The organism is Qipengyuania profundimaris, assembly GCF_030717945.1.
Taxonomy (GTDB): Bacteria; Pseudomonadota; Alphaproteobacteria; order Sphingomonadales; family Sphingomonadaceae; genus Qipengyuania; species Qipengyuania profundimaris.
Window position 1 is genome coordinate 2,781,820 of sequence record NZ_JAVAIM010000001.1, and the last position, 14,978, is coordinate 2,796,797.

A 14,978-nucleotide genomic window follows, 5' to 3' on the forward strand; every position below is an offset into this window, starting at 1 on the left:
TGCGCTTCACTTGTAGATGCCAGCGGACGCCAACGCCTTCTCGGCTCCATCGACCAGGTCGCGCATCACTTCGGCGGCAGGCCGGATCGAATCGATCAGGCCGATGCCTTGCCCCGCGAAGCCGGGGATGACATCCTTGCGCTCTGCCTTGATCCCGGAGGCCATGACCGGGCCGGAGATCATCGACTGATAGGGCATCGGCAGAGGCTCCTTTCCGGCCTGCACCCAGGCGTCGGCCCATTTGTTACGGATCATGCGCGCCGGTTTGCCGGTAAGCGATCGACTAACGACCGTATCGGCATCGCCGCTTTCGGTGATCGCCTCTTTCTGGAAGCGCTCGATGCCCGCTTCCTCGGTCGCGAGAAATGCCGTGCCGACCCACGCGCCCTCTGCCCCCAGCATCATCGCAGCGGCAACACCCCGGCCATCCGAGATACCGCCGGCCCCAAGGACAGGAACACGATCGCCAACGGCGTCGACCACCTGGGGAATCAAGGAAATAGTCCCGATCGGCGAGTTGTGACCTCCGCCATCGTGCCCTTGCGCGACGATCATGTCGATGCCCGACCCGACGACCTGTTCGGCGTGCTTGACCTTGCCGATCACCGCCATGACCTTGGTGCCATTGGCATGGAGCCGATCCATCCACGGTTCAGGATTGCCAAGGCCGGCAGCATAAACCGGCACCTTTTCCTCGATCACCACTTCCATCTGCGCCTCAAAGAATTCCTTCGAGAACAACTGCGGGCCGCCCTTGCCCATTTCAGGCGCGCCCGCCGCCCGCATGGCGGCGGCAGCATCGACCTCCGGAAGCTCTTCACGATCCATGAAGTCGCGCGCGAACTGCTGATATTCACCCATCAGATCCATGGGATTTTGGGGTGCAGCACCGCTTTGAGGGGCAGAGCCGCGCCTGACCGACGCGGGGAGCAGCGTATCGACACCGAAAGGTTTGTCGGTCAATTCCCGGGTCTGGCGAATCCAGTCACGCAACTGATCGGGCGAACACGCCGCGGCACCCAGGACCCCGAGCCCGCCGGCATTCGAAACCGCAGCCGCCAGCGCCGGAACGCTCGCTCCGCCCATCCCGGCAAGCAGGATCGGGTACCGGATCCCCAGCATTTCGCATATTCGGCTCTTCAACGCCATTCTTCCTCTCCAGCCACTTGCCTAAACGCACACTCAAACTATTGAAAATTCTACAGCTGCCCCCACCGCACCCGCTGCGAGACCAGCTCGGGACTGCGCTCCGAAAGATAGACGGCAGAGCCGGCCACCAACCGGCTCATTGCTTGACGGGCCGCGGCGCTGTCGCCAGTCCGCACTGCCTCGAGCACCCGCACCAGAAACTTCATCTGCACCGCCCGTTCCTGTGCCGAATATCCCAGCGAATGGGAAAACTCGCGGGTCAACAGATGCATCGCAGAGGTCAGCAAACCGAACAGCGGATTGCCGCTCGCCCAACCCAACAAGTCGTGAAATCTGCGATTAAGTTCCTCGAATTGATCAGAGGCTTCATGATGCCTCAATTCCGCCAGACACCCTGCCAACGCGCTGAGATCAGCGGTAGTTGCACGCTGGGCTGCATACCCTGCGACATCGGGAGCAATTGCTTCGCGCAATTCAAGCAAACCACGCAAATCGGCTTCCATGAAATGCAGAATCAATGACAAACTGCTTGCAAAATCGCCGGTCTGCGGACGGGCTACGACGGGACCTCCACCACGGCCGAGCTGGAGATGGATGACCCCTTGCAATTCCAGGAACCGCAAAGCCTCCCGCAAAGTTGCGCGCGCAACCTCGTAACGCGCGAGCATTTCATCCTCGCGCGGAAGCCTGTCACCCGGGTTATGGCGACCCGCCTCGATGTCCCTCACGATGCTTTGCGCAAGAGAAAGGGCACGCTTGGCCTTCTTCACCGCTGGCATCCGCCACTCATCAGCACACCCGCACCTCTCGAATAAACAGTATAAGGATATTAGCAAACCTTCGCTGGATCGGCACACTATCCGATGGGATTGGTGTCTGCAAGGGACTAAAAGAGTATACGATTTATTGACTGCACGAGATGTCTCCCTTAAGGATGACTGAAGGCCGATCAGGCCTGAGATGTAGAAGGAATAGTTCTTATGGACAGCCAGATCGCCGAGCCGGATGCCGCGGCGAGGATCGCGTCAATTCCGATCGAGGAAATCGACGTGGCCCGGCCAAGCCTGTTTCAGAACGATACCATCGGTCTATTTTTTGACAGGTTGCGCGCCGAAGAACCTGTCCACTACTGCCGCGAGAGCTATGTCGGCCCTTACTGGTCCATTACCAAGTTCGACGACATCATGGCGGTGGACACCAATCATAAGGTCTTCTCTTCGGAAGCGAAGCTAGGCGGAATTGCAATCCAGGACATGCATTCGGTGGAAGGCGCGCTCGAACTTGAAATGTTCATAGCGATGGACCCGCCCAAGCACGATCAGCAGCGCAAGGCGGTGACTCCGGCAGTGGCTCCGTCCAACCTGCAACTGCTCGAGCCGATCATCCGCAAGCGCGCGGGAGAGATTCTCGATGAACTCCCGATTGGCGAAGATTTCGACTGGGTGGATAAGGTTGCGATCGAGTTGACGACGATGACGCTGGCAACCTTGTTTGATTTCCCTTGGGAGGAGCGGCGCAAGCTGACGCGCTGGTCCGATGTAGCAACTGCGGCACCTGAAACCGGGATCGTCGAATCCTACGAGGCGCGGCGCGAAGAACTCATCGGTTGCGCGATGTATTTCAAGACTCTGTGGGACGAACGGATAAACGAGGAGCCGAAGAACGACCTCATCTCGATGATGGCTCATTCTCCCGCCACGCGCGACATGCCGTTCCTCGAGTTTCTCGGCAATCTTATGCTGCTGATCGTCGGTGGAAACGACACAACACGCAATTCCATCAGCGGCGGCGTGCTCGCCTTGAACCAAAGCCCGGACGAGTACGCGAAACTCGACGCGGATCCTTCGCTCATTAGCAAAATGGTTCCGGAAATCATCCGTTGGCAGACCCCCCTCACTCATATGCGCCGCACCGCGCTGGAAGATTGGGAGATCGGCGGCAAACAGATCAAGAAGGGCGACAAGGTGGTGATGTGGTACCTGTCAGGCAACCGCGACGAGAGTGCTATCGAGCGCGCGGACCAGTTCATCATCGACCGCAAAAATCCGCGCCATCACCTCTCATTCGGCTATGGCATTCACCGCTGCATGGGAAACCGGCTCGCGGAACTGCAGCTGCGGATCATCTGGGAAGAAATTCACAAGCGCTTTTCCCGGGTCGAGGTTACAGGTGAACCAGAGCGTCTTTTTTCAAACCTCGTCCGCGGAATCACCAGGCTGCCGGTGCGGCTCCACGCCCGCTGACTCTCGAGATCGAAATGCGGAGTTCAAGATGATCAAAATTACGTTCGTGGCTAGCGATGGTGAGCGACGGGAGGTCGAAATAGAAGAAGGCGAGACAGCCAGGGAAGCGGCGCTATACAATGACGTGCCGGGTATCGATGGCGATTGCGGAGGGGTATGTGCTTGCGCGACCTGTCATGTGCATGTCGATCCCGAATGGATCGACAAGGTGGGTCGGCTTATGCATGATGGAATGGAGGCCGACCTCTTGCAGTTCGCCGAAGGCACCACTGAATACAGTCGCCTTGCCTGTCAGATTCCGATGAAGCCGATGCTGGATGGATTGGTTCTTCACCTACCCGAACAACAATACTGACGGAGGGATCCTCGTCCCCGTAGCCTACATTCTTATCTGTCTTTCCTTGATTCTTCGAGAAAACACCCATGGCCACACAAATCGAGCCCGCAACCCAGACCGACGAAGACGCCTTCCGCGCGGAAGTGCAGCAGTTTCTGGCGGACAATTTTCCCGCCGAACTCAAGGGCCAGTCCAACGCACTGGCCGGCGTGGACGGCCCCACCAACGAAACGCCGGCGCAGACCGAGTGGCGCGAAGCCGTGGGCGCGCGCGGCTGGGGCACCCCCACCTGGCCGAAGGAGTACGGCGGCGGCGGCCTCACCAAGGCGCAGGCCAAGATCATCGACCAGGAATTCGCCAAGGCGGGTGCCTACAACCCGATCGGCGGCATGGGCGTCATGATGTTCGGGCCGACGCTGCTCGAATACGGGAACGAGGCGCAGAAAAAGGAACACATCCCCTCGATCTGCCGCGGCGAAATCCGCTGGTGCCAGGGCTATTCGGAACCCAATGCCGGCTCTGACCTCGCGAACCTCCAGACCTTTGCCGAGGACAAGGGGGACCACTACCTTGTCAACGGCCAGAAGACCTGGACCAGCGGCGGCCAATGGGCCGACAAGTGCTTTGCAATTGTACGAACCGACAAGAGCGACAAGCACAAGGGCATCAGCTTCATGCTGATCGACATGGACACGCCCGGCGTCGAAGTCCGCCCGATCACCATGATCAGCGGCACGAGCCCGTTCTGCGAAACCTTCTTCACCGATGTGAAGGTGCCCAAGGACAATCTCGTCGGCGAGGAAGGCCAGGGCTGGACCATCGGCAAGCGCCTTCTGCAGCACGAACGCACCAACATCTCGGGCGGCGGCAGCCTCGCCCGACTCATGGGCCAGAGCCTTGGCAATATCGCCAAGAAGTACCAGTCGACGGGCGCCGACGGCGAACTCGCCGATGCGGTGCTGCGCGACAAGATCGCCGATTTCGAAATCCGCTGGAACAGCTTCCTGCTCACCGCGCGCCGCGCGATGGAAGAGAGCAAGGCAGCTGGCGGCGTCTCCGAAATCAGCTCTGTGCTCAAGAAGCTCGGCACCAAGCTGAGCCAGGAACGCAGCGAATTGCTGATCGAAATCCGCGGGTTGCAGGGCCTCGGCTGGGAAGGCGACGGCTTTTCGGACGGCGAGCTCGGGGCCGTGCGCGCGTGGCTCTTCGGCAAGGCGACCACCATCTATGGCGGCTCGACCGAAATCCAGAACAACATCATCGCCAAGCGCGTGCTCGGCATGCTCGACCACCAGTAAGAGAGGGGAGCAAGGACAATGGCCGTTCTCAACGAAGAACAGGAAATGCTGCGAGATATGGCGCGCGAATGGACCGTCAACGAAAGCCCGGTCACCGAATTCCGCAAGGTCCGCGCCAGCGGCGAGCCCGAAGCCTTCAACCGCGACGCCTATGCGACGATGGCGCAGATGGGCTGGGCCGGGGTCATCATCCCCGAAGAGCATGGCGGGTCGGACTTCGGCTTCCTGTCCGCGGGCCTCGTCGTCGAGGAACTCGGCAAGACGCTCACCGCCAGCCCGCTGGTGATGAACACCGTCGCCGCCTCGGCGATCGTTCTTGGCGGCAGCGACGAGCAGAAGGCCAGGTGGCTGCCCAGGCTGGCGAGCGGCGAGGCCATCGCCACCCTCGCCGTCGACGAAGGGCCGAGCCACGATCCTGCGAAGATCGAGACCAGTGTGTCCGACGGCAAGCTGAGCGGCACCAAGGCCTTCGTCCATGAAGCGCATGGTGCGGACCTGTTCGTCGTCGCGGCGAAGGACGGGCTTTACCTGGTCGAGAAAGGCGACGGCGTCGCGCTCACCACCCGCAAGCTGACCGACCAGCGCAGCCATGCCGACGTCACCTTCGACGGCGCGGCGGCGGAGAAGCTCGCCAATGGCGGCGACAGCCTGCTCGATGACGTGCTCGACCGCGCGCGCGTGCTCACCGCAGCCGAAATGCTCGGCATGGCGCAGCAAGTGTTCGACGACACGCTCGACTATCTGAAGCAGCGCGTGCAGTTCAACCAGGTGCTGGCGAGCTTCCAGGCGCTGCAACACCGCATGGCGGACCTCTTCGCCGATCTCGCCCAGATGCGCAGCGCGGTCGAGGCGGGCCTGCAAGCCGTCGATGCCGGCTTCGGCGTGGCGCGCGCGGCGACCATCGCCAAGGCGGAAGCCAACCGCGTTATGCACACCATGGCAAACGAGGGCATCCAGCTGCACGGCGGGATCGGCATGACCGATGAGTACGACGTCGGCTTCTATCTCAAGCGCGCCCGCGTGCTGGAGCAGAGCTTCGGTTCGTCGAGCTGGTTAAAGGACCGATTTTCCAAGCTTTCTGGCTACTAGAAACCTGCATGTAGTGACCTGCATGGCATTTTTGCCACATGCTTGTCGACAATGTGAAATAATCCGTCAATTCATCTACCAAGTCTTGAAATGAAACGCGCTTATCGGCATCGTTTCTAACATCGACTAGTGCCTAGGATGGGGCACATTCTTAGAGGAGAGGCACATGAAAAGATTTCCATCACGCCACCATTGCGCCCTTGGTGCATTGGCAGCGGCACTTGCCTTCACACCGACAGCCGCCTTCGCCCAGGATGTTGGCGAACCCGATGCGGATCTGGTTGAAGGGGCCGATGTCGAAGACCAAAACGTAATCATTGTTACCGCGCAAGGGCGATCGCAGGTCTTGGCGGATGTTCCAGTCGCCGTGTCAGCTGTTTCCGGAGAAACCCTCCAGAATTCGGGCGCCAGCGACATACGTGAGCTGAACCAGGTTGCACCGTCCCTGCTGGTGTCTTCCACCGGCAACGAAGCTAACGGTTCCGCGCGTATTCGCGGTATCGGCACGGTCGGCGACAACCCTGGTCTGGAAAGTTCGGTCGCGGTTTTTGTCGATGGAGTCTATCGCTCTCGTTCGGGAAGCGCCCTGAGTGAGCTCGGCCCTATCGACAGGGTCGAAATCCTTCGCGGTCCCCAAGGTACTCTGGGCGGGCGGAACTCATCGGCAGGCCTGATCAATATCTACACCGCACCGCCCGAGTTCGATTTCAGCGCATACGGGGCCTTCACTTATGGCAACTATGATGCGATCCGCGTCGAAGGTGGCATAAACGCTCCGCTTGGCGACACCGTAGCTGCGCGTGTGGACGGCGTGTATTTTGAGCGCGACGGCTTCTACAACGATATTACCAACGGCGGGACGATCAACAATCGCGATCGTTATCTGGTCCGCGGTCAGCTCCTGTTCGAACCCAATGACGACCTGTCCATTCGCCTTGTCGGGGATTATTCCAAAAAGGACGAAGCGTGCTGTGCCGCGACGTTCGTCCAGCCCGAGTTTGCTCCGCTTGCACGGATCAGCGCTGGATTTGATCCCTTTACGAGGCCATCGGATGGGGCCGCCCTGACGAGTACCGCAAATCCGATCGTTCCCGTGTTGCTTGCGCTTGGGCAGGATCCGCGTGCCCTCACCCAGGATACATTCAACCGCGACCTGTACCCTACGCCGGGCAGAAGCTATGAAGGCGAAACCGAAGACTACGGTATTTCGGCTGAGATCAATTGGGATTTCGGGAACGTCACGTTGACGTCTATCACGGGCTACCGTGAATATGCCAACAGCCAGGGATCTGACACCGATTACACTACTGTCGATATTCTCTACCGCGCTCCGACCGAGAATGCTCTTGCTCGAGACTTTGAAACATTCACTCAGGAACTGCGCCTTACCGGTGAGGCCTTCGATGGCAAACTCGATTGGTTGATCGGCGCGTATTACGCCAATGAAGAACTGCAGGTGCGTGACAATCTGCGGTTCGGCACCCAGTACGGCAATTTCGTAGCGTGCCGCATCGCTATCGCGATCAACCCGGCTTTGGTCAATCCGGGGGCTTCCAATTGCCTGGGTGCCAACGTGGCGGCATTGGACGGTACGCTGACCGGAAGCCCGGCATTCGGCGCTGCAACCCCGGCGATCCTCGCAGGTATCAACAACCTTGCAAGCATCAGCGATTTGGGAACGGTCAGCGAGGTCTACAATCAGACGAGTGAGAACTTCGCGTTCTTCACGCATAATATCTTTGCGATCACGGATACGCTCGATTTGACGCTGGGGCTTCGTTATACAAACGAAACCAAGGACTTCGACGCAACTTTCCGCAACGACAACACGGTTTGTCCGACAAACCGCAATCTGCTCGGAGGCTTTCTGGGTGTTCCGACTTTGGCACCTCTGGCCGGTGGTATCATCAGCCTTTCCTGCCAAGGCAATTCGACATTGGAGCTCGATGGAGTTTCTCTCGAAGACTCGCGCGAAGAAGAGGAGTTTACCGGCACGGCTATCCTGAGCTGGAAGCCAACTCCCGATCTGCTAGTCTACGGTTCGTATTCACGCGGCTACAAGGCGGGCGGTTTCAACCTCGACAGGTCTGCACTGTCAAATCCGCTTGCGTTCGATCCGGCCAATATCTCGGCAGCCGCGCTGCAGTTCGATGAAGAAACAGTCGATGCATATGAGATCGGCCTCAAATACTCGACACGCGAGTTCGGGGTTAGCATTGCAGGCTTCCGGCAAGAGTTCAGTAACTTCCAGTTGAACACGTTCAATGGGGCGTTCTACATTGTGCAGACGGTCAATAGTTGCGATAGCGATCTCGGCGGGGCCGACAGAGACGCAAGCGCGACAACCGGTGCATGCTCTTCCGATGAAGTTGCACCAGGTGTGATCGCTCAAGGTGTCGAGATCGAAACCTATCTACGGCCCGCTCGTGATTTGGATATTACCCTTGGCGTCACCTATTCTGATACGAGCTTTGAAGACAATCTTATCGGGGACGATACCGGGGCACCGCTCGACCCCGCACTACGCTTGCTGCCAGGCGACAACCTGTCGAATGCACCAGAGATCGTGGCAACATCGTCGCTTACGTGGACGCCGCCAATCGGCGACAGTGGGCTCGAAGGCCTGGTCTTCGTGAACGCTCGTATGGCTGGTGATTACAACACCGGCTCCGACCTGCTCTTCGGCAAGGAACAGGACAGCTTCGTCGTAGTGAACGGGCGTGTGGGTCTGACCAATATTGCGGATCGCTTCGCGATCGAGGGATGGGTCAATAATTTGTTTGACGTTGGGTATACGCAGGTGGCCTTCAACACGCCTTTCGTGGCTCCGCAACAAACGTTCTCCGCTTTTCTTGCGGAACCGCGGACTTACGGCATCACCGTGCGCGGCAAGTTTTAAACTTACTCGCTAATTGCAAGAGGGTTCGGCGCTTCGCTGTGTCGAGCCCTCTTTTTCGAACTTTTATTTGCTCACGACTTGGTGGCGTCCGAACAAAAGTTCCGTGTGCTCAATATCGTCGATGATGTGATAGGGAGAGGCCGGCAGCGGTGTTCGCTGCATGAATCCCTCTTCGCTGGGCTACCAGCCGCCGGCCCCACAAACGATCTTGCCTCGTCCTGCCATGCTGCCTTACGCTGCGCTCCAGGCCGTCCAGCAGGGCGACCCCAACCGCCGGAACTCTAACTTAACCGGTGGACCACCCTGATGGGGCAGGTCAGGTGGAAGACTACAACCGAAAGAGACCGCCCTCATCCCTTGGCTACGCGACACCGGCGGCGTTCGCCGCCGAACTAGATAAGCAATGGCCTGCTTCGCCACGCCCTACGGGCTCCGCTGCGCAGCCCATTGCTTCAACCGCGCTCATACGCATCAACGCAGCTCGGCTCTAATCCCAGCTGGGGGAAGATCAGGGGGTCACGTCACTCATTGGAAGGCGGCTATCGCGACGCAATTCGCTCTGAAAGTCGTGGGACTATTTTGCAGGTCTTCGAGGAACAGACCTGCTAATTTTCGCCCTGCAGTTAGTTCCATTAGGATAACGCTGTTAGCATACGTAGGCACCGCGGCCGCTAGCCAAAAGGTTGCCAGTAGGACCGTATACACGTGTTTCAGCGACCGAGATATTTTTACCGATCTTGATTATTTTGCCCGATGCTACGAGTGGTCCCGAGGTTGCCGGGCGGTGGTAGTCGACCCTCAGATCGGCGGTCGCCTTGGCCCCTGCACCTTGCGACAATAAGGTGTAGAGCCCGGTTAAATCGATCAGAGAGGCGAGCACGCCGCCATGCGCTGAACCGATTGCCGGGTTTGACACGATCTCGTCGCGCCAAGGCATCTCCAGTTCAAGCTGCTCGTTCGAGCATGACCGTAAAGTGAGGCCAAGCCACCGGTGAAACGGGGCAATCTGCAGGATCTCTTCGAGGCGCTTAGGATCGATCCTTGTCAGATTATCGGTCATGTAACGGCTCCCTGCGGACTGTGATTACGCTTGAGAAAATCGAGTATCGCTGCCGAAAAGGCATCGTTGGCATCGCCAACCACCATATGTGTTGCCTCTGCGATGTCGGTGTATTCAGCGTGTGGAACAAGTTCGAGCAATTGCGCGACCGCGTCTTCGGAAACCAGATCGCTCGATCCGCCGCGAATAATATGCAATGGCAGCGAAAGCCTGCTGGCTGCATCGTTCAGCGCATCAAACTGGCGTTCCTGATGAGCCGGATCGCTTCGCTTGGCTAGTGTGATGTTGCGGATAAAGGCCGGATCCCAATGCCAGTAGTAGCGGCCGTCTTCCTTCTCTCGCAGATAGCGCCGTAAGCCCTTGCCGGCTCCGCGCTTGCGGCGATGTGGCATGTAGCGCGCGATGACCTCTGCCGCTTCGTCCGGTGAAGAGAAACCGGTCTCCACGTGCTCCTCCATAAAGCCGACTACGCGCATAACGCCCCCCGTCTCCATACGCGGCGCGATGTCGACGAGAGTGAGCGACGCGAAGCGGCCCGGCGCAAGGTGTCCTTCGGCGATCAGTCCGGCCAGCCCGCCAAGGGAGGCCCCGACGAGCGCTGGCTTGCGGTCCATTTTTGAAGCGATCGCAACGAGATCTGAAGCGAAGTCGCGCGTTTCGTAAGCGCCCTCGGCAGACCATTCGCTGTCGCCATGACCGCGCATATCAATTGCGATCGGACGAAATCCCGCATTGGCGAGATCGGCTGTGACACGTTTCCATGCGTGACGGGTCTGGCCGCCCCCATGCGCGAGTAAGACCGGTAAAGCATCGGCATTTCCGGTCGCTTCGGCTGCTATGGAGATGCCACCATCTCCCCCGATATGGAAAGTTTGCGACTGCATACCGCAACCTCATATTGTAAATCGATTTACAGTAAACGGCTTTATTTCCTGATCCGCTATGGTAGGTTGCCCTAGATGGCTGCCATGACGGGCTATGACGCGGATACAAAGGGGGGCAAGTTCCCTCACCGATACCGATCGGCTGTTCTTTCTTATGGAGGAAGTGACCCGGCGTTTGCGCAGGACCGCCGATTCTTCGGTTGAACAATTCGGGCTCACGCGGACGCAATGGCGTATATTGGCTTATCTTTCGGAGCCCAGGCATGACCCAGACAGAGCTGGCTCGGGAACTGAAGCTAGAGCGCGCTAGCATCGGCCAGACTATTGATCGCCTGGAAGAACTTGAGCTGGTGGAAAGACGCAGGCGCGAAGAACGACAGGCGCGTTTGGCGGGTTCATTTACGCCCTGCCGCAATCGAGCTACTTCCCAAGATGCGAGTAGAAGCTGATGCAATGTATGCTCGCTTGCTCGGGGGGATCCGTTTTGGGGAACTGGAGCGCTTACGCGGATCGCTGGCTAGGATGCATGACAATCTGGGCAGCGAGCCATAATCACTCGAAATCGAGCCCATGCCCCGCGTTCACGCCCGCGTTTGCCCTTCAGGGGGTCTGATGCTCAGATGAGGGACGCCGAGCGCATGCGATCATAACATCCCGGCAGTCGTGGCAGGCGAGGTGGCCGGAGCCCCCGCACTCACCCAGCGCCGTTCGGTTCCTTATCAGCTTGAGCGACCATCGGATTCAGTTTCTGCTGTAGCGTGAAATCAGCGAGTGTTTGCATGGCGGCACTGCTAGCGAATATGGTTGACGCTGAGCTTGAACACGCCAGGCATGCGCGAGTCTTCCAAGATAGCGCTATGGATAAGCATATGCCGAAAGATGAGATACGTGATTACGCCCCCAACGAAAAGGATGACATCCTTTATTTGCTAGAAGAGGTGAACAGGACCGCTCGGCGGACCTTCGACGCTCTGATCGTGGGGCTCGACCTCAATCAAACACAATGGCGGATCATCGCGTCCTTGTTGCGAGAACCTACGCTAACACAGACCGAGATTTCTCGCCTGCTCGAGCTTGAATCGGCGACGATAGGACAGGCTGTCGCAGTTTTGGTTGAAAAAGGTTTGATCGAGCGAGAGCGGGCGGCGCACGATCGAAGAGTTTGGAACCTCCACCTCACCGAGCAAGTAAGAACCATCTGGCCGGAACTGCGCGAAGCGGCTGATCGACTCCACGAAATTCTCTGGAAGGGAATGTCTGCGCCTCAAATCGACCTCCTGCGTACGATGCTTCGAAAAGTTGCGGAGAATCAGAAGCAGGCTGACACTTGCGAAGAAAGCCGATGAAGCATGATCTGGAAAACAGTGTCGGTGAACTGACGCGGCTAGCAGAACTCGGTCAGATTTTCGCCCGGCACGGTCTGAAAAATCTCGGAAGCTTGCTTGGCTTTATGCCGGTTTCGGAGAATGAGCCAGATACCGAGGACTTGCGTCCTGCATCGGTGGTGGCGCTGTTGCGCGATGTCGGCCCTGTCGGAATAAAGCTTGGCCAGCTCCTGGCGACCAGAAGCGATCTGTTTACACAACCCTGGATTTCCGCGTTCGGCACTCTCCACGACCAGGTGGAACCGCTGCCGTTCGATAAGATCGAACCGGTGATTGTATCGGCTTGGGGCAGCGACTGGGAACGTGAATTCGCCGCTTTCAAGAGAAACCCGATCGCCTCAGCCTCTATCGCGCAGACTTATGTCGCAACCCTGCTGGACGGAAGCGAGACTATCGTGAAAATCCGCCGACCCGGCATGGCGTCTAGGATCGAGGCGGACATGAGGCTGTTGACACGGCTCGCGGGCCTCGCCGAGCGTCGGTCAAGCGACATTGCCCGCTATCGACCCGTGGAATTCCTTCAGACATTCGCCAAGAATTTAGCGCGGGAGATGGACCTGGCGGCAGAAGCACGTGCCTGTGAAAGGATTGGCGGTTATCTGGAGATGCTTGGGGTGAAGACGCCCGCGATCCACTGGGAACTCACAGGCTTGACGATCAATGTGCAGGAAGCCCTGGGCGGAAAGCCCGCGTCGCGGCACCCGGCAACTGATCCGGCAGGGAATGCCCAGTTCGCGAAGCGCTATGCCGATGCAGTGCTACGGATGATCCTTCTCAATGGAGAGTTTCATGGCGACCCGCATCCCGGCAACGTCTTCTGGATGGAAGGGAACCAGGTAGGCTTCATCGATTTCGGCTCGGTCGGCTTTCTCAGCGGCGCGCGGCGTCAGGAAATCGTCCGACTGATTTTCGCTATCGCGAACGAACAGATAGACAAGGTGGCCGATCTGCTGCTCGACTGGGCAGGCAATCCACTCGTGGATCGCGCGCAATTGGTGATGGACCTGGATGAGCTGATCGCGGAATTTAGCGGCACAGCTCTTGCCGGGATAGAATTCGCGGCAATTTTCGATCGGGTTTTCGGATTATTGCGCGATTATCGCCTCGTATTGCCGCCCGACCTCGCTATTTTGCTGCGCACCCTGCTGACCGCAGAGGGCTTCGTTCGCTCTTTGGCGCCGGACTACAATATCGCCGAAGAAACGAAGCCGATCGTGATGCAATTGTTTGCCGAGCGATTTTCGATCGGAGCCGCGCGGGATCATTTGGCCAAGGTCCGCAGTGGCCTGCTGGATTTCTCGGCATCGCTGCCCGAGCTAATCGAGAACGTTACCTCGGTCGCTCGATCGGGTACGATTCAGGTTTCCATCGACCCAGCCAGTCTGAACCATCTGACGCGGGAAGGGCACCGCAGCACCCCCGTCAAGGGTCCCGTGGTCGGCGCGTTGATCGTCTCTGCCGCTTTGCTGGCCGACCAATCGTTGTTACTGGCAGGAATTGTTCTGGCTTGCGCGGGATTAGCACTCATTCCTAGATGGAACTGATAAGACCATACGCTGGAAACGCTTCGATCACGGCCGCCCGGCACCGATATTGGCTACATCCGGGGAGAAGAGTGGAAATGACCGAGCAGAAACCTGCCGAGGCGGTGCCTGCCGCCACCATGCTGCTGGTGCGGGATGAACCGGAGTTTCAGGTTCTCATGGTGAAGCGACATCATCAGATCGACTTCGCATCTGGAGCACTGGTCTTCACTGGCGGGAAACCCCATTCAGATGATTCTTTGGAGGAATGGGCCGCTTACTCTGACGGGTGGGATCAGGTCGATACGACCCAGAGAATTTTAAAGATCGCTGCGATCCGCGAAGCTTACGAGGAGGCTGGCATTTTGCTGGCGGTCAACCGCGATGGCAGCCCTTTCGAAGGGGCCTGTGACCCGGACAGCCGCAGGGCAGTCGAACAGGGCGAAAGATCGTTCCTCGATGTCGTCCGGCAGTCCGATGTGATCTTGCGGCTCGACAGTCTCACCGATTTTGCCCGGTGGATTACCCCGGTCTTCATGAAGAAACGGTTTGACACCTGGTTCTACGTCGCTCGAGCCCCCGAACGCCAGATTGCCGCGTGCGATGGCTATGAGACGGTGGATGCAGAATGGCTGTCACCCAATCGTGCTCTGGAGATGGGCAAATCGGGCGAGCGCACGGTCATTTTCCCGACCCGACTGAACCTGGAACTGTTGTCCAAGGCGAACAGTGCTGCGGACTGCGTAGATCGCGCGCTGGCGCGCACGATCTTGCCTGTCCTGCCGCGGGTCTTGCAGCGAGATGGCAAGAATATCCTGACCATCCCGGAGGATGCAGGTTACTGACCTGCCCCAGAAGAGGCATCACATTCGAAATAATTTTTTACGTGTTATCAGATAGCTAGGAATTCGGTCGTCTCCAAAAAGCCCTCAAAAGGCCCTCAAAAGCCGTCTAATGCATTGGTTCGATGCCTTTTTCGGGACTCCAAATTCAATTTCTCCCTATGCGAGTTGGCGATATCAATGTCAGCTTTACGCCCGTATTGTGTTGAAAAAGTCGGCCCCGCCGCGCCGGAGGTTAATTTCGGGCAACAAAAATTCAGAGTGAGCTT

General features: G+C 58.4%; 13 protein-coding genes and 1 pseudogene. 10 read left to right on the forward strand and 4 right to left on the reverse strand.

The genetic code is table 11. The features are described 5' to 3' along the window. Positions 1–6: 6 nt before the first annotated feature. Together Q9K02_RS13780 and Q9K02_RS13785 are read right to left on the reverse strand one after the other, a co-directional pair. Positions 7–1,149 carry an NAD(P)H-dependent flavin oxidoreductase gene (locus tag Q9K02_RS13780; protein WP_006834188.1) on the reverse strand — a complete coding sequence of 381 codons (1,143 nt, stop codon included), beginning with the start codon at positions 1,147–1,149 and terminating at the stop codon, positions 7–9. Between the two features lie 50 nt (positions 1,150–1,199). Continuing rightward, positions 1,200–1,928, reverse strand: coding sequence for a FadR/GntR family transcriptional regulator (locus tag Q9K02_RS13785; protein ID WP_011415894.1), 729 nt, complete (start codon positions 1,926–1,928; stop codon positions 1,200–1,202). Between the two features lie 201 nt (positions 1,929–2,129). Between Q9K02_RS13785 and Q9K02_RS13790 the strand changes: the two genes are divergently transcribed. From Q9K02_RS13790 to Q9K02_RS13815, 6 genes and pseudogenes are all read left to right on the forward strand, one after another. Continuing rightward, entirely contained in the window at positions 2,130–3,392 is a 1,263-nt protein-coding gene (locus Q9K02_RS13790; RefSeq protein WP_160673249.1) for a cytochrome P450, read from the forward strand. Between the two features lie 28 nt (positions 3,393–3,420). Next, positions 3,421–3,747, forward strand: a complete 327-nt coding sequence (locus tag Q9K02_RS13795; RefSeq protein ID WP_006834191.1) for a 2Fe-2S iron-sulfur cluster-binding protein — start codon at positions 3,421–3,423, stop codon at positions 3,745–3,747. A 68-nt stretch (positions 3,748–3,815) separates the two neighbouring features. Further along, complete coding sequence (locus tag Q9K02_RS13800) at positions 3,816–5,027, forward strand: acyl-CoA dehydrogenase family protein (RefSeq protein ID WP_160673252.1); 1,212 nt, start codon at positions 3,816–3,818, stop codon at positions 5,025–5,027. A gap of 18 nt (positions 5,028–5,045) precedes the next feature. After that, the gene (locus Q9K02_RS13805) at positions 5,046–6,116 is read left to right on the forward strand and encodes an acyl-CoA dehydrogenase family protein (protein ID WP_063511640.1); all 1,071 of its coding nucleotides are present in this window, start codon (positions 5,046–5,048) and stop codon (positions 6,114–6,116) included. A gap of 166 nt (positions 6,117–6,282) precedes the next feature. Next, a complete protein-coding gene (locus tag Q9K02_RS13810) occupies positions 6,283–9,015 on the forward strand; it encodes a TonB-dependent receptor (protein WP_305933406.1) in 2,733 nt (910 codons plus the stop codon). Between the two features lie 311 nt (positions 9,016–9,326). After that, positions 9,327–9,506, forward strand: a pseudogene (locus Q9K02_RS13815) (IS3 family transposase); the annotation flags it as partial. Between the two features lie 155 nt (positions 9,507–9,661). On the opposite strand, the gene Q9K02_RS13820 reads toward Q9K02_RS13815, so the two are convergent. Continuing rightward, positions 9,662–10,075 (reverse strand): hotdog fold thioesterase, encoded by a 414-nt coding sequence (locus tag Q9K02_RS13820; RefSeq protein WP_305933407.1) that lies wholly within the window; start codon positions 10,073–10,075, stop codon positions 9,662–9,664. After that, positions 10,072–10,959, reverse strand: a complete 888-nt coding sequence (locus Q9K02_RS13825; protein WP_011415890.1) for an alpha/beta fold hydrolase — start codon at positions 10,957–10,959, stop codon at positions 10,072–10,074. Before Q9K02_RS13825 ends, Q9K02_RS13820 begins: the two co-directional genes overlap by 4 nt. Positions 10,960–11,222: 263 nt before the next feature. Between Q9K02_RS13825 and Q9K02_RS13830 the strand changes: the two genes are divergently transcribed. The 4 genes from Q9K02_RS13830 (at position 11,223) to Q9K02_RS13845 (ending at position 14,712) form a co-directional block, all read left to right on the forward strand. Further along, positions 11,223–11,408: a MarR family transcriptional regulator gene (locus Q9K02_RS13830; protein ID WP_228135198.1), complete on the forward strand. Its 186-nt coding sequence runs from the start codon at positions 11,223–11,225 to the stop codon at positions 11,406–11,408. 330 nt (positions 11,409–11,738) lie between these two features. Next, positions 11,739–12,305, forward strand: a complete 567-nt coding sequence (locus Q9K02_RS13835) for a MarR family winged helix-turn-helix transcriptional regulator (protein WP_160673262.1) — start codon at positions 11,739–11,741, stop codon at positions 12,303–12,305. After that, complete coding sequence (locus tag Q9K02_RS13840) at positions 12,302–13,888, forward strand: ABC1 kinase family protein (protein ID WP_160673265.1); 1,587 nt, start codon at positions 12,302–12,304, stop codon at positions 13,886–13,888. Before Q9K02_RS13835 ends, Q9K02_RS13840 begins: the two co-directional genes overlap by 4 nt. A gap of 77 nt (positions 13,889–13,965) precedes the next feature. Continuing rightward, positions 13,966–14,712, forward strand: coding sequence for an NUDIX hydrolase (locus Q9K02_RS13845; protein WP_103025102.1), 747 nt, complete (start codon positions 13,966–13,968; stop codon positions 14,710–14,712). The last annotated feature ends 266 nt before the right edge of the window (positions 14,713–14,978 follow it).